General features: G+C 34.8%; 21 protein-coding genes and 1 riboswitch. Of the genes, 6 read left to right on the forward strand and 15 right to left on the reverse strand.

Annotation, left to right across the window (positions count from 1 at the left end; genetic code table 11):
- Positions 1 to 659 precede the first annotated feature (659 nt).
- Complete coding sequence (locus ABH955_RS26150) at positions 660 to 1694, forward strand: YdcF family protein (RefSeq protein ID WP_404457696.1); 1035 nt, start codon at positions 660 to 662, stop codon at positions 1692 to 1694.
- A 202-nt stretch (positions 1695 to 1896) separates the two neighbouring features.
- Positions 1897 to 2769 carry a YitT family protein gene (locus ABH955_RS26155; RefSeq protein WP_000738210.1) on the forward strand — a complete coding sequence of 291 codons (873 nt, stop codon included), beginning with the start codon at positions 1897 to 1899 and terminating at the stop codon, positions 2767 to 2769.
- Between the two features lie 138 nt (positions 2770 to 2907).
- On the opposite strand, the gene ABH955_RS26160 is transcribed toward ABH955_RS26155, so the two are convergent.
- The 5 genes from ABH955_RS26160 to ABH955_RS26180 form a co-directional block, all read right to left on the reverse strand.
- The gene (locus tag ABH955_RS26160) at positions 2908 to 3126 is read right to left on the reverse strand and encodes a hypothetical protein (RefSeq protein WP_193652298.1); all 219 of its coding nucleotides are present in this window, start codon (positions 3124 to 3126) and stop codon (positions 2908 to 2910) included.
- Positions 3127 to 3222: 96 nt separating this feature from the next.
- Positions 3223 to 4041, reverse strand: a complete 819-nt coding sequence (locus tag ABH955_RS26165) for a DUF4247 domain-containing protein (protein WP_002089171.1) — start codon at positions 4039 to 4041, stop codon at positions 3223 to 3225.
- Positions 4042 to 4054: 13 nt separating this feature from the next.
- Positions 4055 to 4561 (reverse strand): DUF4178 domain-containing protein, encoded by a 507-nt coding sequence (locus ABH955_RS26170; protein WP_002015752.1) that lies wholly within the window; start codon positions 4559 to 4561, stop codon positions 4055 to 4057.
- A gap of 21 nt (positions 4562 to 4582) precedes the next feature.
- Positions 4583 to 4987, reverse strand: coding sequence for a DUF350 domain-containing protein (locus ABH955_RS26175; RefSeq protein WP_002015753.1), 405 nt, complete (start codon positions 4985 to 4987; stop codon positions 4583 to 4585).
- An 80-nt stretch (positions 4988 to 5067) separates the two neighbouring features.
- On the reverse strand, positions 5068 to 5733 hold the full coding sequence (locus ABH955_RS26180) for a PspA/IM30 family protein (RefSeq protein ID WP_002015754.1): 666 nt from the start codon (positions 5731 to 5733) through the stop codon (positions 5068 to 5070).
- Between the two features lie 403 nt (positions 5734 to 6136).
- Here ABH955_RS26180 and ABH955_RS26185 point away from each other — a divergent pair, with 403 nt between their 5' ends.
- Positions 6137 to 6715 carry a lipoprotein BA_5634 family protein gene (locus tag ABH955_RS26185; RefSeq protein WP_002129594.1) on the forward strand — a complete coding sequence of 193 codons (579 nt, stop codon included), beginning with the start codon at positions 6137 to 6139 and terminating at the stop codon, positions 6713 to 6715.
- A 35-nt stretch (positions 6716 to 6750) separates the two neighbouring features.
- Here the strand turns inward: ABH955_RS26185 and ABH955_RS26190 are convergent, their stop codons facing one another.
- The 3 genes from ABH955_RS26190 to ABH955_RS26200 are packed head-to-tail and all read right to left on the reverse strand — an operon-like array spanning position 6751 to position 9147.
- Positions 6751 to 6918 carry a FeoB-associated Cys-rich membrane protein gene (locus tag ABH955_RS26190; RefSeq protein WP_000989601.1) on the reverse strand — a complete coding sequence of 56 codons (168 nt, stop codon included), beginning with the start codon at positions 6916 to 6918 and terminating at the stop codon, positions 6751 to 6753.
- A gap of 16 nt (positions 6919 to 6934) precedes the next feature.
- The gene (feoB, locus tag ABH955_RS26195; protein WP_404491835.1) at positions 6935 to 8923 is read right to left on the reverse strand and encodes a ferrous iron transport protein B; all 1989 of its coding nucleotides are present in this window, start codon (positions 8921 to 8923) and stop codon (positions 6935 to 6937) included.
- On the reverse strand, positions 8920 to 9147 hold the full coding sequence (locus tag ABH955_RS26200) for a FeoA family protein (RefSeq protein ID WP_000060512.1): 228 nt from the start codon (positions 9145 to 9147) through the stop codon (positions 8920 to 8922). The genes feoB and ABH955_RS26200 overlap by 4 nt, the downstream gene beginning before the upstream one ends.
- A 191-nt stretch (positions 9148 to 9338) precedes the next feature.
- Positions 9339 to 9440: riboswitch (TPP riboswitch) on the forward strand.
- Between the two features lie 86 nt (positions 9441 to 9526).
- Here ABH955_RS26200 and thiT point away from each other — a divergent pair.
- Positions 9527 to 10186, forward strand: a complete 660-nt coding sequence (gene thiT, locus ABH955_RS26205) for an energy-coupled thiamine transporter ThiT (RefSeq protein WP_044443876.1) — start codon at positions 9527 to 9529, stop codon at positions 10184 to 10186.
- A gap of 219 nt (positions 10187 to 10405) precedes the next feature.
- Here the strand turns inward: thiT and ABH955_RS26210 are convergent, their stop codons facing one another.
- From ABH955_RS26210 to ABH955_RS26240, 7 genes are all read right to left on the reverse strand, one after another.
- On the reverse strand, positions 10406 to 12259 hold the full coding sequence (locus ABH955_RS26210; protein WP_404457703.1) for a sensor histidine kinase: 1854 nt from the start codon (positions 12257 to 12259) through the stop codon (positions 10406 to 10408).
- Entirely contained in the window at positions 12256 to 12945 is a 690-nt protein-coding gene (locus tag ABH955_RS26215; protein ID WP_113938177.1) for a response regulator transcription factor, read from the reverse strand. Before ABH955_RS26215 ends, ABH955_RS26210 begins: the two co-directional genes overlap by 4 nt.
- A 54-nt stretch (positions 12946 to 12999) precedes the next feature.
- Positions 13000 to 13620 (reverse strand): class D sortase, encoded by a 621-nt coding sequence (locus tag ABH955_RS26220; RefSeq protein WP_113938178.1) that lies wholly within the window; start codon positions 13618 to 13620, stop codon positions 13000 to 13002.
- A gap of 89 nt (positions 13621 to 13709) precedes the next feature.
- Entirely contained in the window at positions 13710 to 14204 is a 495-nt protein-coding gene (locus ABH955_RS26225) for an LPXTG cell wall anchor domain-containing protein (protein WP_404448396.1), read from the reverse strand.
- Between the two features lie 172 nt (positions 14205 to 14376).
- Positions 14377 to 17118, reverse strand: coding sequence for an S-layer homology domain-containing protein (locus ABH955_RS26230; RefSeq protein ID WP_404491853.1), 2742 nt, complete (start codon positions 17116 to 17118; stop codon positions 14377 to 14379).
- Positions 17119 to 17278: 160 nt separating this feature from the next.
- On the reverse strand, positions 17279 to 17611 hold the full coding sequence (locus tag ABH955_RS26235; RefSeq protein WP_000410947.1) for a hypothetical protein: 333 nt from the start codon (positions 17609 to 17611) through the stop codon (positions 17279 to 17281).
- A 184-nt stretch (positions 17612 to 17795) separates the two neighbouring features.
- Positions 17796 to 18011 (reverse strand): hypothetical protein, encoded by a 216-nt coding sequence (locus ABH955_RS26240; protein ID WP_002034478.1) that lies wholly within the window; start codon positions 18009 to 18011, stop codon positions 17796 to 17798.
- Positions 18012 to 18172: 161 nt separating this feature from the next.
- On the opposite strand from ABH955_RS26240, the gene hpt reads away from it, so the two are divergent.
- Both hpt and ABH955_RS26250 read left to right on the forward strand, forming a co-directional pair.
- Positions 18173 to 18700, forward strand: coding sequence for a hypoxanthine phosphoribosyltransferase (gene hpt, locus ABH955_RS26245; RefSeq protein ID WP_000687586.1), 528 nt, complete (start codon positions 18173 to 18175; stop codon positions 18698 to 18700).
- 150 nt (positions 18701 to 18850) lie between these two features.
- Entirely contained in the window at positions 18851 to 19753 is a 903-nt protein-coding gene (locus tag ABH955_RS26250; protein WP_404491837.1) for a diacylglycerol/lipid kinase family protein, read from the forward strand.
- The last annotated feature ends 68 nt before the right edge of the window (positions 19754 to 19821 follow it).

Consider the following 19821-nt stretch of genomic DNA (forward strand, 5'->3'; position numbering starts at 1 on the left):
AAAAAAAGAACCCCGAAGGATTCTTTTTTTGCTAAGCACAAATGGCAATTTTGGAGACAGTTGACTCTTTCAAAATTTATTAGGGGTAATATTTTGAAAAAGAAAGCCTTTCATATGTAGCTTAACACCACTGGAATATATAGTAAATTGATAATCTTTATACGGAAGATTGCTAATGTTTAGTATAGATAGTTTGCACTACGTTAATAGTGGAAATTATCTATACTAAGAAACAAAAAGACGCCTTTCAAGAAGACGTCCTTTCCCCTGTTTATATATACCCCATCCCGCTTTTTGTAAACACACACTAGAAAACAGAATCATGAATTGTTACAAGATTGTTAGGTACAAAAAGAGTAGAGGTAAATATTAATATAAAATTCTGCTTTATAGCGTGTATCCACAATTTATATTTTAATCCTCTTCCCTTGAAAATAAACATAATATGCATAATTACATACCAAAAAGAAAAAGACACTCCACAGAGTGCCTCTTCAACCATTTTACTTTTAATATATCACTTTGAATACATTTTACCATATTTAACTATATCGATTGTTGAGAAAATTCTAAATCGTTATTTTTTTATCAACATCTTCAAAATCATGTAATATTAAGGATGCAATAAAACATTATACAAATTGAGGTGTACTATATTTATGTTTTTCGGAATCATTCCTCTTATATTGTTTATTATTTTTCTTATCTCTTACTTAAAAGATCCACGAAAAATAATAAATGGCTTTTTATTTAATGCCTTTTTCTGTTCATTTCTATTATTTTGTGCAATCGCCTCGTTTGCATCTGGTAGTAACACTTTACATTTCATCGTTATTCTACCCATGTTAGCTCTACTTTTCATGATACCTTTTGGCATCGTTGCTCTAATGTTTGGACTATTTCTTAATGCGAGAATCTTGATGAGGCGTGAAGGAAGACGCTTTACAAACTCTTTAACTTTAATTGCTGCTTTAGGGATTTTATTCTGTATACTAATCCCTATCATAAATCCAGCAAGTTTATTCTCAGAGCATTTTCAATTTATTTTTGCTGCTATTTCTCTTGTAACTATGTATTTCTTTATACATTTATCTAACTTCTTAAGCGCTTATTTTCTATACCAATTCAATAGACCGAGACGTAATCAAGATTTCATCATCGTTCTTGGTAGCGGCTTAATTAATGACAAAGTGCCACCCTTACTTGCAAGTCGCATTAATAAATCAATCGACTTTTATTGGAAGCAAGCCGCTGTGAATACACCACCAACAATCATTTTCTCTGGTGGGCAAGGGCCTGATGAAGGTCTTCCGGAAGCAGAAGCGATGCAAAATTATGCTGTTGAAAAAGGCATTCCGCTTGAATATACGGTACAAGAAAATCGTTCTGTAAACACATATCAAAACATGTCGTTCTCTAAAGAAATTATGGATTCTTTAAAACCAGAAGGTAAGTATAAAAGTATTTTTACAACGAATAATTTCCATCTTTTCCGTGCTGGCATATATGCAAGACAAGCTGGCCTTAATAGCCAAGGAATCGGATCAAAAACAGCCTTTTATTACTGGCCTAATGCAATGATTCGCGAATATGTCGCAATTGTCGTTATGGGGCGTAAGCGCCATATGAAAATATGTGGAACTATTTTAGGTTTCGCTTTATTCCTAACAGTCGTTAGTTTTATACTTTCTTAACAACATCCCATCCTTTAAAAGGGTGGGATTTCTTATACGAATTTCAAAAATATTTTAATGGTACTATGGTGATAATATTCCCTGCATACATCCATTAAAGGAGAATTTTTTCAAATATAATGTTAAAATGGTTGTTAGGCATGAATCGAACTGATTAGCAAACATGTAAGAAAAAGAAACTAGTTTGAAACGAGGAAATTATATGAAAAAAATGATCAAGAGTAAGCCCAATAAGCTGAAAATTGCTTCAAAAGCTTTGATGATTATTATTGGGGCATTTATCACAGCGTACGGATTAGAAGCTGTCTTAATTCCAAATAACGTATCCGACGGTGGTGTGACTGGTTTAAGTATCGTTAGTTCAAGATTATTTGGATTGCCATTAGGAGCTCTAATCGCAGTTATTAACATTCCTTTCGTTTGGTTAGGATATAAACAAATCGGTAAAAGCTTTGCAATTTATTCCATCATCGGGATTGCTTCATTAGCAATAGGTACCGTTGTCATGCACGGAATACCAACTATTATTGAAGGCGATACACTACTCGTTACAGTTGTTGGTGGTATTATTATCGGTTTCGGTATGGGACTAGCCTTACGTAACGGCGGCGCATTAGATGGAATCGATATGCTAGCTGTATTACTTTCTCGTAAGTTACCTTTTGGAACAAGTGACCTTATTTTATTCTTAAATATGTTTGTCTTTATTTTTGTTTCAACAGTATTTGGTCTTCAAGGGGCTATCCTTTCGGCAATTGCTTACTTTATCGCTTCGAAAGTGATTCATATCGTTGAAGTTGGTTTAAGTGGTTCGAAAACATTTAAAATCATCACGAAAGAGCCTGAATTAATGGTAGAAACAATTCGCGATCGTTTAGGCCGAAGCGCAACGTATAACGAAGTATATGGTGGTTATTCAAGAGAGAAATTCAAAGAAATTTCTTGTGTAATTAACCGTTTAGAAGAAAGTAAAATGAAGGACCTGATTAATGAAATCGATCCTAATGCCTTTATTACAGTTTATGACGTAGCTGAAGTAAAAGGCGGTAACTTTAAGAAACGTGATATTCATTAATCATTATGAAAAAAGAGGGTGTGCCAAAATATTGGTGCAGCCTCTTTTTATTATGAAGTTGGTAAATCGATATTCCTTTTCGAATCGTTGATATATTTTGAGCTACGATAGATATAATCGAAAAACCGTTGATATATTTTACTCCCCCCATCTTCCCCCGCTTTTAATCCAATCGACGTACTTTTGAAAGGCGGGCACTTCATGCTGAAAGCGAAGCGGAACATATAGAAAGAGAGTACATGTACATAGTATCCATAGAATACCAACTACAAAGTGAAATTTCATCGTTGTACTAATAAACAAACTGAGGAATAATACGAGGAACATGATTAAACTAAATCTTTTATACATAGTCATAATATTCCCTCCTTATTCATTAATTGTACCAGCTGCAAGGAATTAATTCCCATAATAAAAAGACCGAAAAGCAAATTCCGCTTTTCGGTCTCTATACTATCTTCTCTTCATAATTTTCCCTGAACCGCCAACCCTTGTTTTCGGGGGCGACGTATTCTTTGGTGGGGTTTTAATGGATGATTTCGGCTTCACATCAGATCCACTCGAACCACCCGGATTTTTCGTAATTTTCCCTTTGCTTCCGGTAGAAGGCGGTGGCGTCTTGTTACTTCCTTTTTCCGTAATACTTCCTTTATCACCTACAGATGATTTCGGATCTACATTATCGCCTCGCTTAATAATAGATCCTTTCCCTTCCTTCGTAATTGGAGGCGGGGTTTTCTTTTCTTCTTTCGTAGGTGGTCTTTCCGGGATAACCGGTTTATGATTTTGTCTGTCATTATATCCGCGATAATCACCGTATGATGATTTGCGTGAACCGAATATATCGTTTAATATACTCCCCATAATATATCCTTGTAAGAAGGATGGTTGGTAATTTTGACGGACAAATTCTTCATTACTTATTTCAATTAACGTATCAGATGGTTTCTCTTTATCCTTTTGTAAATTATACATTTTATCAGAATAAACGAGGAACATTTGATTTTCGTCTTCTTTAGATGCTTGCTTCGGTTTCCTTTCAGCTATAAGTTCCTTTGCAACTTCAGGAACTGACCGATTGGCGGCCCTATACACGTAAGATTCTTGTTTACCATCCTTTGCGACAGACTCTAGTGGGTAACGGTCCTGAATTGACTTCGCCTGACCACTTTGACAGCCCGATAAAGCATAACCGGCAATAACAAGTAATGTAACGATAGCAAGTATAGGGATCACGAACGATTTAATCATGGTAAACAATCGGTTTGACATGATTACGCCCCCCTTATGTTGCTCTTATGATTTGTACATCAGCAGGAATAATTACTTCTCCCTCATACATCATTGTGCGACCATTTTGCCATTCAACACGTAATAATTTGCGGTTATCAGATTGGAATTCCCATACGTACTGTTCTTCTGAAGCAGCGAATGGTGTTTTCCCCATAACAACAACACGTCCATTATATTGTTCTTCCATATGATACTCTATATCATCCATTTCAATCGTCGTCGGAATTTCATCGATTGAATCTAAACGACCATCAATCGGTGTATACAATTTGTAATACGTATTTTCACGGTCTTCGATTTTCAAATAACGAATATCTTTCCCATCCTGCAAAGTTAAAATAATCTCCTTGCGAGAATGCATGCTCGTTTTCCCAGTTAATTCGTACATGACTAACGAGACTTCAATCATATCGCCAGGAGCCAACGTTAAAAGACTCTTTTCTGGCTTCGGCGGCTCCGGACTCTTCATTATATTTTTAATACGTTTAAATAAACTCACAATCTACCCCTCCTTTTCTCTTTATAAACAAGCACCTAAAATAAGTGCACCAACGATATGTAATGAACCAGCTAACAACGCATGTGCTAAGCTGCCTTCTTTCGTTCCTTCTTCTAAATCTAAACCAGACATTTTCTTTAACACAAACTCAATGAACATTTCTACAATTAATAAAATAACGAATGAAACTGCTGAGGCAAGAAGCGCTTGCCATAAGTCATTCGCTTTCGTAATCGATTGTGACAAAATGTATCCTTGAGCGAATAATTTCATAACGAAACGCGTTGTCACTGCTGTATTTCCATTTTTCATTTCTTTTAAATCATTGTATTTTGTAAAAATCGAATCAACCCACATAATTGCAAATAAAAGTACTGCACTCGCCCCAGTCCATACAAGCATAGCTAAAACATTCATCCACGTCATTACAAAACCTCCTCTAAAAAAGTAATAGAAAACCGACATGAATTCTCTTCAGACATGTCGGTTTCTTTGTCTATTCTATATTATTTCTCATACTGCTTCATAATACGAGCTAATTCATCGTCAACAACAGAATTTTTGTTTAAGCTTGCGAATTCATCATCTAACGACTTTTCTTTCTTGTAAATTTCACCGCTTGCTTCTGCTTCAGCCTCTAATTGAAGTGCTTTCTCTTCCATACGGCTTAAACCAGCTTTTGCTGAATTTGAATCAAATCCAGACATCGCCTGATTAATATTCTTTTGTGCTTTCGCTGCATTTACACGTGCAACAAGTGTTTCACGTTTATTTTTCAGCTCTGTTAATTGCTTACGCATTTCTTCTAGCTTCAGACGAAGGTTATCAGCAGCTGCTTTGTTTTGCTCATAGCTCGCTTTATACTCATTCATCTTTTGCTCTGCATTTTGTTTTTCTTCAAGAGCACGACGCGCAAGGTCAAGATTGCTTGCTTGAACAGCCATATGAGCTTGCTCTTCACGTTTTTTCACAAGTGCTTCTTGCTCTTCAAATAATATTTTGAATTTCTTCTCAAGTGCAATTTGAGCTGCTACACTTTTCTCAGCTTCTTGTACATCCGCTTGCATATCGCGTAAATATTGATCCGTCATCTTAACTGGATCTTCCGCTTTTTCAATTAATGAATATACATTCGACATTGTTAAATCTCGTAATCGTTTAAATACAGACATTCTAATTCCTCCTATGACTTACCTCATATTTCAAATTCACTACTTGGAAAACTGAAAAATCTCCCTTAACAGTAAAGAATATTCATTTTTACAGCCTATGTGTTTATTATAACAAAACTAATATGTCCTTACATGTTATTTCCAAAATACAGCCAATATAATATGACATTCTAGATAAAACATTGTATTCCTAATATATTCTCATTAACCCTCTTCAGAATTGACATATTTTTATGCACTTTCACTAAATTACATTATTGTAATGTTACTGTAAGCTAACTCGATAGTTACGTTTCAATATTTCTTATACACTAATACCAGAAGCAACAAACAAGCTTCTCATAATTTCAGGACTAATACAAAAAATGTATTTACTATAAAACATATAAAAGGAGCAATCATCATGAAAAAATTAGTAGGAATCGGATTAGCAGCAGCAATTTCATTCGGAGCATTATCAGGTTGTTCTTTATTAGGAGAAAAAGCGAACGGCTTTGTACTATACGGAACAGATGAGCAAATTCAACAAGTTACAGATAAAAATAAAAAAGAAGTGAAAGAAAAAGACTTCTATAAAATGAAAATGACAACATTAGAGGGTAAAAAAGTTCTTGTAATGGATAAGAAAACTGGTGAAGAACTGGTGAAAAAAGAATTACTTAGCAAAGTTGATAAAAACGATGATACAAAACCACTTGATAAATTACCAGCTGTAACAACAGAAGAAGGCGTGTTATTTGCAAAAGAGAAAGTAGAAAATGCTACACTTGATGGGGCAAAATTAAAATACGAAGGCAACACAATTATCGGAAGTGGCCGTGCATATGCAGACATGTTCGCAATTGTTGACGATGCAACTTATGGAAATGTAAAAGGTGATGAAAAATCTGTTGGTGTATTAAAATTCGATAAAGACCCTAGTAAAGAATTCCCTGGTTACAACGGAGTAGAAGCTTCTCAGCTTGTAAAAATTAAAAAGTAAACAAAAAAGCTTTGCGAAATTCGCAAAGCTTTTTTCTATTTATGAGCAATTTGCTCCATATCTGGACTACAAGTTTGCGACTGACATGACTTACTTAAAGAGCATGCTGCGCATTTTCCCTTTTTACTTCTCTTTACAAAATTAACTAACGTATATGCTGCATAACCAAAAATGATAGCTCCAATTATAATATTGACCATCACCGCGATACATCTCCTTCTAGAATCCGAGTAAGGACCCAACTTGGTATATAATGAGCGTTAATACATAAGCAACAACGAGCGGATAAACGACAGAGAAAACTGTCCATTTCATCGATCCAGTTTCACGTTTAATAACAGCTACTGTCGCTAAGCACGGAACATATAATAAAATAAAGAACATAAATGCATAGGCTGATAGCGCAGTATAATGTGCTCCCATTACATTTCCTAGCACATCTTCTTTAACCGCATAAATAATTGCCATCGTAGAAACGACAACTTCTTTCGCTAAAAATCCTGTTAAAAGGGATGCCGCAGCTTGCCACGTTCCAAAACCGAGCGGTGCAAAAAGTGGTGCAATAAATCCACCAATCATCGCTAAGAAACTGTCTCCCATATCAACACCAAATCCTGATGGACCTGCATAGTTTAATAACCAAATGACAACAGAACCACCGAAGATGAATGTACCCGCTTTACGAACAAATCCTTTACCTTTCTCCCACGTGCTCAGCCATAACGTTTTCGCTTGCGGCACACGGTAAGGTGGTAGTTCAATTACAAAAATAGATTTTTCTGCTTTTAAAATAGTAAGAGACATAATTTTTGTAACGAGTAATGCAAGAACAATACCTGCAATGTATAAAGAGAACACAACAGTCGCCTGACTATTAGGGAAGAAAACTCCCGCAAATAGTGCATATACAGGTAAACGTGCCGAACAAGACATAAACGGTGTTACAAGAACTGTAAGTAACCTTTCTTTTTCTTGTTCAATCGTTCTCGCTGCCATAATACCTGGAACGTTACATCCAAAGCCGATAATCATCGGAATAAATGCTTTTCCGTTTAAACCGAAAAACTCCATAATTCTATCCATAACAACTGCAATTCGTGCCATATATCCCGAGTCTTCTAATAATGAAATGAAGAAGAATAGTGCAAAGATTTGTGGAACGAATACTAATACCGCACCAACACCAGCAATAATACCTTCTGTAACGAGTGCTTGAATAAAGTCAGAAGCCCCAACACTTGTGAGCCCAGCTGTAACCCAATCAGTAAGTTGTCCGCCAAAAAATCCATCAAGTATATCAGATAAAGGTGTACCAATCCACGTAAACGTAACCTGAAAAATAAAAAACATGACTGCTAAAAAGATTGGAAGTCCTAAAATTTTATGTGTAATTAACCTATCAATTTTTTCTGAAAAAGGAATTTTCCCTTCTTTCTCATGTTGCATAACATTTGTTTTTAACTTTTCAATATACGCTTCACGAGTCTTATAAATGTGCTCTTCCAACGTACAATCAAGTTTTCCATCTAAACGAGATCGAATGGCTATAAGTTCCTTATAAATTGGTAATGCTTTCATTTCTTTTTCTACTACTTCGTTATTGCTTAAAAATTGAAGGGCTAACCATCTCGGATGCTCATAATTCGCTGTCTCTAAAAGAGCGATTACCTCTCCAATTCCTTCATCCATTTGTACACCATATGAAATAATGAATGGCTTTTTCTCTTTTTGTTTCTCTTCATGAAGAGTAGTAAGTAATTCTTCACAGCCTTTTCCGGTTCTTGCGATGGCAGGAACGACTGTTACACCTAATATTTCTGATAGCCGTTTTACATTAATAACAATTCCTCTTTGCTTTGCCACATCAATCATATTTAAACCAATTGAAACGGGCTTACCAAATTCAAGTAATTGCAATGTTAAATGCATATTTCGCTCAAATTGAGAAGAATCCACTATATTTAACATATGATGAAATTCATCTGTTAGTAGAAAATTCGTAACGACACCTTCATCACGTGAAACTGGATTCAAATCATAAACGCCTGGTAAATCAATTAATGTTCCTTGCTTATCTTTTAATTTACCAACCTTCTTTTCTACTGTTACACCACTCCAGTTTCCTACATATTCATAAGAACCGGTAAGTGCATTAAATAATGATGTTTTCCCTGTATTCGGATTCCCTAGCAAAGCAACCTTATTCACGCTAATTCCACCTTTATCATTTTCGCGTCACAATGACGAATACTAATTAACTGTCCACGACACTCCAATGTACAAGGACCTTTAAACATCGCTTTCTGTTTCAAGCGAAGTTCGCTTCCTTCCGCGAGACCGAAAGCAGCTAGTCTACGCTTTAATAACTGATCTAAAGACTGAATGCTTTTTACTAACACTTTCTCGCCAATTTTAATATCTACTAAGCTCATAACCTTCCCCCTCAGAAGAGAATGATAATTATTTTCAAAAAAATTATATCATACTCTATTTCACTTGGACTATATCTTTTTGCTTCATATTTATTAACATTTCAATACAATTATATTTCAATAATTGTCATACAAAGTATGTTTGCCATTCTCATCCATTTCACTTACAATAAACAATAACAAAAGAATCTCGTTATCACAGGGGGAGCCTTACCGCTGAGAGGGAACAATTCGTTCCGACCCTTTGAACCTGTTAGTTAATGCTAACGCAGGAATTGTGCAAACGTCCGAAATACACACCTCTTTTTTTATTTACGTATTTCGTATCCTCCTATGATAATGTTCTTTTTTGTGAAACTTGGATTTAGGGGGAGACAACATGCGTAACACCAATTTACAAGCGATGATCGAATCTGCAATTCTTGCAGCCTTCGCCTTGATTATCGACATTCTACCATTATCAATTAAACTTCCAACAGGCGGTTCCATATCATTTGCTATGATTCCTATTTTTATTATCGCATACCGCTGGGGCTTCAAAAGGGCTTTCTTAGGAGGCTTAATTTGGGGGCTTTTACAAATTGTCGTAGGCGATGCTTACATTCTAACACCAGTTCAAGCATTCATTGAGTACTTCATTGCCTTTGCCTTTATCGGCTTTGCTGGTTTATTCTATCGTCCAATTCAAAAAGCACTTGCCTCAGACAACAGTAATGCAGAGCATTCAAGTTTTGGTAGTCGCAAAGATAAACCAAAACAAAACAAAGGAAAAAAAGCACTCGTTTACATTATCCTTGCCACATTTGTCGGCAGCTTTGCACGCTATTTCTGTCACTTTATTGCTGGTATTATTTTCTTTGGTCAATATGCACCTAAAGGACAATCAGCTGTGCTATATTCATTAATTGTAAACGGCAGTACCATGATCGGTTCTTTCATACTATGTACTGTATTACTAATTCTTTTATTTACAACTTCACCACGCTTATTCAAAAGCATCGGTGCTTATCAAATGAATACACAAAAAAAGGGCGCTTAATTAGCGCTCTTTTTTTATCAAAGCTCTCAATGAGTAATATCAATAATAAATACAATAAATGCACAAAGAAAAATAAATACCATCACGCCTAGTAAATCGCTATTCACGGCTAATCTACTCCTTACATAACCTCATTTTCTATCCAAATTATACTTCTTAAAAATAAAGATTAGGTAAAGATAATATGAAGTTAAATTAAAAAAACGTAGATTGTATTATCTACGCTTTTTTCGGTAAATAGAAGTAAAATAAAACACCATCTTCGGTATTCTTCACCCCATATTCAGCATTGTGCAGTTCTAAAATATTTTTTGAAATCGCAAGGCCAAGCCCTGTTCCACCTTGTGAACGTTTCCTTGCCGCATCCACGCGATAAAAACGATCCCAAATTTTATCTAATTGTTCTTCTTCAATGTGAGCACCTTTATTTTCAATACATACTTTTATATGATCCTTCACGTCTATTGTGGAAATAATAATATCTTCTTTTTCTGGTGTATAACGTATTGCATTCGTAATAAAATTCACAATTACTTGTTCAATTCTATTTTGATTCCCAATCACTTCTGCTGGACATATATGTTTGTGCACACTCAGTTCTTTTTTCTCTATCTCCGCTGAAAGCTGTTCACATATTTCTTCAATCACTCCATCTATATAGAAAGAATCCATCTTCATGTTATATGTGCCAGACTCAAATTTAGCTAATTCAAGCATATCCAAAATTAGTATATCCATCTTGTCTACTTCTTTTTCCATCGCCTGAAAATAGTAGTCTTTCTTATGTTCAGCTACCCCATCTTTTAAAATGGAAATACAGCTTTTCATAATACTCAGCGGCGTTTTTAGTTCATGCGATACACCCGCAATAAATTCTTTCCTTGTGTTTTCTAACTTTCTTTCTTTTTCAATATCTTGTTCTAACTGTCCAATATGTGAATGTAGTTTATTAGATAATGTATTAATATTTTGCGATAAATCACCAATTTCATCTTTTGAAGTAATCGGAATTTTTTCTGTGAAATCCAAATGAGCTATTTTCTTCGTTGTATCATTTATTTTTAGTAACGGTTTTGCAATTTGTTTTGAGTAATAAAACGAAGCTAGAAAAATTAGAACGACTACAAATGCTACAATATAGATGTAATAATCTTGCACCATTTGTACAGCCTCATCTACAGGCTGTAAAGAAGCCATCGCATATATATATGTTACCGATCCGTCTTTTTCTTTTTTTGGTTTAATTAATAATTTATATTTTATATCATTTTTTTCATAGTCCATTATTTGTGTTGAATACTGTATATGATTATTCTCTTTTAATAATAACTCAGTTTGAAATTCCTTTATGCTATCTAAGAATAAACTATTTTTATAAATTGGATTCACAGGACCTTTTACATCGGGGAACTGTACTTTCGTAACACGTCCTACTATGAAAGCATCTAATTCCTGAGCAGCTTGCTCCTGAACGGCCGGCTTCTTTTCCTTAACAACTTGTTCCTCAGCTGCTTTCTTTTTCTCCTGATCTAATTTAATCATTTTCTCATTAAATGCTTTTTCTAACGGTTTATTAGATCCACTTAAATTTTGTTTACCTAACGAGAAAGAGAATGGAATAAAACTTTCTTCTTTTCTCACTCCAGAAAAATAAATTTCTTGTCCTAAAAACTTCTCTGATAATTTATTATCAATCTCCTCTATATTGACGAGATTACCTAAGGGAATCTTGAATATTTGTTGTCCAAAGCTCTTTTGTTGCCTACGGTCTATCGTTACTTCAAAATAAAAATCATCCACATGTTTTAAATTCCCATTCTGATCTAACGTCGTAATCCACGTATTATTTTCTCTTAAAAAATCTTGCTCCAGTTTCTGAACTTCTTCTGCACTTCCTGCATAATTCAAATAATTCTTCTCAAAGGAATTTAAATTCACTTTAATATCTTCTACTTTTCGGTTCGCATAATATTGTTTGAAAAATATTGTTTGCCCAATAAATATCGTCGCTAAAATCAACATACATAGGGCTGTTGTAAGTGTAAATAATTTAAGTACAATCCCATTTCTCATATGTTCCCCTCGAATTTATAACCGGTTCGCACTACAGTTGTAATGTGCTTTGATTTCTCTCCTAATTTATTTCGTAAATTACGAATATGGCTATTAACCGTTCGATCATCACCAGCAAACTCATATCCCCAAATTCTTGAAATTAATTGCTCTCTTGTTAGTACAATTCCTTGGTTTTTCATGAAATACACTAATATTTCAAATTCTGTATGTGTTAAAGTAATGTCTGCCTCATCAACAGTAACAGTACGTGACGGAAAATGGACGTGAATGCCATGAATTGATAACGTATCATCTTCATTTTCTAAAGGTTTCTTTGATGCTTGTCTACTTTCTAATAATCGTTTCGCTCTCGCTAATAAAATAGGCGGACTATACGGTTTCGCAACATAATCATCTGCCCCAAGCTCAAATCCAAGTAACGTATCATCTTCATCTACACGTGCCGTCAGCATAATAATTGGGACCCCGGACGTCTTACGGATCCTTCGGCAAACAGACCATCCATCTAGTTCTGGTAACATAATATCAAGTATAACTAAATCGACCTCTTCTTCTTCAAATAAAACTAAAGCCTCTTTCCCGTCTCTCGCTTCAAGCACTTTATATTGTTCACTCAAAAAGTAATCCTTTAATATTTCGCGTAAAATATCTTCATCTTCAACAATTAAAATGTTTTTTGACATAATCTATGTCTCCCCCTCTCATTTTAAGTAGCTAGCATTTTGTACTTGATAATTTTATTTTGAATTGCTCGTAATTAACTTTGCCTCGATAATATATCGATCCGGTGCATCCCCTATATAATCAAATGGATAGCAAGTCGTCAGTGTTAATGTCGGCTCTTCTTTTTTTACAATAACAGTGCGATCATCCGCATGTGTAATCCATGTCTTTTGAATTTCGTATGTGTACATTTTATTATCATACTCCAAAATAAGGTTATCCTTTTCTTTTAACTCTCCTAAATCTGTAAATACAGTATCTCGATGCCCACTCAGTACAGTATGTCCCCCTCCAGATGGTGTTGTCGTTAAATCACTGACAAACATACCGACTCCTTTTTTCAATGTTGCATCATTTGCTCCCCAATATATAGAAAACTTCTTCTTTATTTTCGGTATATTTAACATTGCTACCTTTTCTCCTTCTTTATGCTCGGTTTGAGAAGAAGGTACTTGGGAAGTTACAGGTGTTTCATGTGAAAGTTGATTATCTTGTATATTTTTAAAGCTCTTTATTTCTTCTTTCGTTAATTCTCGAGCAGAGCTTTTTCCTTTATACCATTCCACAGCGTAATACGATCCCATGAATAGCCCTATGGCCATCAATATGATACCGATATAATTGAGTAACTTCATGTTCCATCCCTCCATGCAAAAAATGGTAGGAATAACCTACCATTTTTAATATATGAAATTATCCCATTCTTTATAGAAAAATATTTTATTTACGCCTTAACTTTATTACGACGATTCAAACCAAATAATGTCCCTATCCCTACAAGGCATGCGCTTAGTGCCATCATTGCTACATTGTTTGATGCTGTGTTTGGTAATTTTTCACCTTGTACAACTGGCTTTGCTGCTTCTTTTTTTACTGCATCATTTTTTTGCCCGGCCTTAATTGCTTCTTCTTTTTTTGCAAGAGCTTCCTTTTCTTGAACTTGTGGTGTTACTTCTTTTTTCGCTGTATCATTCTTTTGCCCTGCTTTTATTGCTTCCTCTTTTTTAGCCATATCACTTTTTTCTTGTACTTGTGCCGCTTGCTTTTTCTCTACATCATTTTTTTGCTGTTCCTTAATTGCTTCTTCTTTTTTAGCTGCATCTTGCTGTACTTGCGCCGTTTCTTCTTTTGTTAATGTTCCAGTAGAAGCGCTTGCTACTGAAGAATATCCTACTGTTAAAAGTGCCATCGCACAAATTGGTAATAGTTTTTTTTTCATTTTATTTCTCTCCTTTTATACTTTATTCTAGTAATAAATTACGTCGCACCGGATGTATTACTAGAATAAACAAGAGATGTAAATATAAGATGCAGATGAAATGGAGTTCTTTTAAAGATTTCATTATAAAAAAAGGTTATCCAAAAATAATCTTTTGGATAACCTTTTTTATTTAATCTACACTTAAAGCTTTCTTCCCCATTTGGTTATAAATACTTGCAAACCAACTCTTACTCACTTTCACATTTTTCGTTCCATAAAATGGATCATTATAATACACGTAATTATCATCGACACCTGTTAAAACGACCGCATGAGTATTCATTCGTCCATAAATTGTTTTTCCGCCTGGTGTTTTCCACGTTGTAATTGGTCTTGGATTATTTAGTGCTACAGTTACCCAAGTAACAACTGGTTTCCCATTTCGTACATAATCTTCTAGGACTGAGAAATCATTTCCTGTTAAATTCGTTCCTCTTGCATATTTATCTAACAATCTTTTTAATGGTTCTGGATTAATAGAATATCCTGGCGTATTTCCTGTCACATCACCTACAAACCCTACATCTGGATCTCCCCAAATTTGTGATGATGTTTTATAGTTCTTTAATTTTGTTTGATCAAAAGGCATTTCAAACGCAAATGCTACTTTATTTAATGAACGACCAATTTGATGTTCCACAAGCATTTGTAAAGAAACTACTTCACAGCCATTGTGTAATTCTGGGAATTGGTAAATTGATGGTACGTTCAATATCACTTGACTACGATTAACATTGCCTTCATTCACCCATTTCAAACCATTATTAGTTTGTATTTGAATCCAACCGCCTGCTCTTTCGCCATACACTTCTACTGTTTGCGGAGAATATTTCCCTGATACGCGCGATACAAAACTAGGGCTGTCATATGCGAAAAATACTTTAGATAAATACTTTGTCTCCTTTTTCGTGTCCAACCATTGGTATCCTGCATATGTACTTATACGAAGCCACGTTCCTCTTTCTTCTACAACAGTTACTGTTTGTGGTCCATAATACGCTAAAACATTCGCAGACCGTGACGGAGCATCATAAGTAGTAAAGTCTCTATCAATCTGTACTTTCTTTTCAGTTAGACATACCCACTTATAGCCTACACTAGTACGAATTTTAATCCAATCGCCTTCTCTTTCTTCAACAACCGTCACTTCTTGCGGAGTATACTCGCCTGAAATACCAGATGATAATGACGATTCATTATATGTAACGAAGTTTTTCGTTATCTTTACTTTCTTCTCAGTTAAGCACACCCACTTAAAACCCAAATCCGTATAAATTTTTATCCATCCACCATCTCTTTCTTCATATACCCTTACTTCTTGTGATGCATATTCATTTGAAATACCTGATGATAATGATGGACTATTATAAGTAAAGAAATTTTTCGTTATATTTACCTTTTTCACTTTTACTTCGCTATCTTTAGATTGATCTGTCACCGCAACAAGTCGAGCTGCCTCAGCACGTGATATCGATTTATCAGGTTGCCACTGTGTTCCATCAATACCACTTGATATACCTAATTCTACTAAAATATTAATGAATTTCTCGCCCCAATGATCTTTCACATCATTAAATAATGTCGGTAATTCTCCATTAACTTTCGAATCTAATTGATATGCTTGTACAAGCATTGTTGCCATTGCCGCTCTTGTCATTTGACCGTACGGATTAAATTTCCCGTTTCCTTCACCTTTAATAACGCCTGCTTTTTCCACCGCTGCAATGTAAGAAGATGCCCAATTATCTTTCGAATCTATAAAGGTCGGCTTGTCTCCTTCTTTAACTTCTAATCCTAAAACTTTAGCCATAATTGTAGCCGCTTCAGCCCTACTTAATACGCTATGCGGTGAAAATGTTCCATCCGGCATTCCTGTAATTACTTTTTTATTCACTAAATAAGTAACAGACTCTTCCGCCCACCCTGGAACATCAGGGAATGATTGTGGTGCTGCTTGTAAATTACTTACTGCCCTCTTTAATTCTACTTCTCTTTTTTCCTGTTCTTCCTTTTGCTTTAATTCAAGCTCTTGTTTTTCTTGCTCTTCTTTTTGCTTTAATTCAATTTCTTGTTTTGTTTGTTCTTCTTTTTGCTTTAATTCAATTTCTTGTTTTGTTTGTTCTTCTTTTTGCTTTAATTCAAGCTCTTGTTTTGTTTGTTCTTCTTTTTGCTTTAATTCAATTTCTTGTTTTGTTTGTTCTTCTTTTTGCTTTAATTCAAGTTCTTGTTTTTCCTGCTCTTCTTTCTGCTTTAACTCTATTTGCTGCTTCTCCAATTGTTGCTGCTTTATTCGTAATTCTTCTTGCTGTTTCTTTAATTCTTCTCTCTTTTGCTTCTCTTTTAATTCATGATTTGTCCCTTCTTGTTTATTCTTTTCGTCTACTTCTAATCGATCCTTCTCTTCAAGCTCTTCCTTCTTTTTTTGTTCCTCTAATTCATTCGAGTTTGTTTCTTCTTGGTTATTCTTTTCATCAATCTTCTTTTCTTTTAGTTCTAACGGATTCTTCTTTTCAAGTTTTTCTTGTTGTTTCTTTAATTCATCTAATTTTTGCTGAACTTCTTCTAATTGTCCTTTATCTTCGCTACCTTGTTTTAGTAACTCTTCTTTTTTCCGTTTTAATTCGTCAACCTTAATAAATAACTCTGCCTGCTGTTTCAAAATATCTTTTCTTTTTTCTAATTCCATTTGTTGCTCTTGTATAACTTCCAATTGTTTTTGCAATTCACTTTGTCTATCACTATGTATACTCTGTAAAGCTTCTATATTATTTCTTGTTTTATTTTCAATTTCCGCTAGCGAACTAGAAGGAAATGTTAATAGATTTGTTGCCAATAAACTCGCTACTGCAATTACACTATATTTTTTCATCATACACACCTTTTCTAATTTTACTTCCATCATATTTCCTACCATATGCAAAATGTAAGATTCCTTTATAATCATAACAAATCTTTCATACACTAAGGGACTTTTTATGGACAGGAAAGAAGCACCGTATAAATACGATGCTTCTTTCGATGTGTCTCGATATTTATTTGTTACTTTCGCGTGATTGAGAAGTAGGAAGGGCCGGAGTGATAACTAATTGTCTCGGCTCAGTTTTCTTGAAGTGATTTTTGACGTTACACTTACGACATTGAACGACCCATGCTTTAATAGGATTTGTTAAAATAATTTTTTGCCTTTCGTTAGGGGCCTCTTCTTCCAATTTACAACTATCGCTCCACTTACTCCATTTCATTGTAAATTTAGAAGAAGAATGATCGTCTTCTCGATCAAACGTATGCAAAAAATCCATTTCTCCAGCTAGCATTACGGTGTTACTAGTTGCTAAAAAAGAAAAGGTCGTCCAATGTTTCTCCATGCCCTCCTACTCCTTTTTCACATATAGAGTGCCTAAAACTTAATTTACCTAAAATATGCTTACCTTTTACCTTACACTTATAGTTTATCCAAAACACTACTATGCAACTATCGATTTGTCTTACAAATCACCTTACATTTTTGTAAGAAACGAAAAACCTTCACTCTATATACGTGAAGGTTTCTCATTTCTTATCTATAGAATCTTTCATATCATCAAGTCTAGCCTCTTGCAGCTGCGACATCATACCGTGGGAAATTGCGCCTAATACTAAAGTCATTCCAATTAGTGAAATGCGAATTGCAGGTACATCAATTATGTAAGCCAACATACCAAGAACAATTGTTAAAAGCAATGCTTTTATAAATGTTACACTTGTATACTGTTTCTTTTTCATCATAATCACCCTTTTTGGAAGCGTTTTCTTAATATTATCAGTATATCATATCATCTGACTATTTTGTGGGGATTTCTGTAAAAACCTTATATCTTCTTTGACTTTTTTCTTTCTATCCTTTACAGTCGAAATGTTCACAAGTTTTACACTGTAGGAGGATTCAAATGAAAATTGAAATAAAAGACACTTTAATTTCTGAAGAACAATTACAAGAAAAAGTAAAAGAACTAGCGCTTCAAATCGAACGTGATTTTGAAGGAGAAGAAATCGTTGTAATCGCTGTATTAAAAGGATCTTTCGTATTCGCTGCTGATTTAATTCGTCATATTAAAAACGAAGTAACTATCGACTTTATCTCTGCATCTAGCTACGGAAATCAAACAGAAACAACTGGAAAAGTAAAACTATTAAAAGATATCGATGTAAACATTACTGGAAAAAACGTAATTGTCGTAGAAGACATTATCGATTCTGGTTTAACACTTCACTTCTTAAAAGATCACTTCTTCATGCATAAACCAAAAGCATTGAAGTTCTGTACGTTACTTGATAAACCTGAACGCCGTAAAGTGGACTTAAAAGCTGAGTATGTTGGCTTCCAAATTCCAGACGAATTTATCGTTGGCTACGGTATCGACTGCGCAGAAAAATATCGTAACTTACCATTTATCGCTTCAGTTGTAACGGAATAATATAATAAAATGAAACCTTAATCATTGGGATTTTTGTCCATTCCCAATGATTATTGGCCCGCGAATAGCGGGATCAAATAAGCTTCCATGCATTATTGGTGGAAGTTTTATTTCTACCGTAATTTATAAAAACAAAGGGAGAGATGAAGAATGACAAAGACAAAATTTAAAAAAGTACTCCTCATCGTAAATCCAAAAGCTGGACAAGGCGATTTACATACAAACTTAACGAAAATCGTACCACCACTTGCCGCAGCTTTTCCTGACTTACATATCCTTCATACGAAAAAGCAAGGTGATGCAACAAAATATTGTCAGGAGTTTGCTAGTAAAGTAGATTTAATTATCGTCTTTGGTGGTGATGGAACTGTATTTGAATGCACAAACGGCTTAGCCCCTCTTGAAACTAGACCTACACTTGCAATCATTCCAGGCGGAACTTGCAACGACTTCTCTCGCACACTTGGTGTTCCGCAAAATATTGCAGAAGCAGCGAAACTCATTACAAAAGAACATGTAAAACCAATTGATGTCGCAAAAGCAAACGGACAACACTTCTTAAACTTCTGGGGCATTGGACTCGTATCTGAAGTATCAAACAATATTGATGCAGAAGAGAAAGCAAAGCTTGGTAAAATCGGTTACTACTTAAGTACCATTCGAACTGTCAAAAACGCTGAAACATTCCCAGTAAAAATTACTTACGACGGACAAGTATATGAAGACGAAGCTGTCCTTGTTATGGTTGGAAACGGTGAATATCTTGGTGGTATCCCGTCCTTTATTCCGAACGTGAAATGCGATGACGGAACACTTGATATTTTCGTCGTAAAATCCACAGGCATCCAAGCATTTAAAGATTACATCGGAAAGAAATTATTTGAAGACACAAATGAAAATGATATCTTCCACGTAAAAGCAAAATCCATTCATATTGAAACAGAAGAAGAAAAAGAAGTAGATACAGATGGAGAAAGTCCGCTTCATACACCTTGTCATATTGAACTATTACAAGGGCACTTTACGATGATTTATAATCCTGCGGTTGTGTAATGCAAAAAGACGAGCTAAAGTTTCAACACTTTGGCTCGTCTTTTTTATTAGCAAGGCATTTTGATCTA

The organism is Bacillus sp. RC240 (assembly GCF_044907945.1).
GTDB lineage: Bacteria > Bacillota > Bacilli > Bacillales > Bacillaceae_G > Bacillus_A > Bacillus_A mycoides.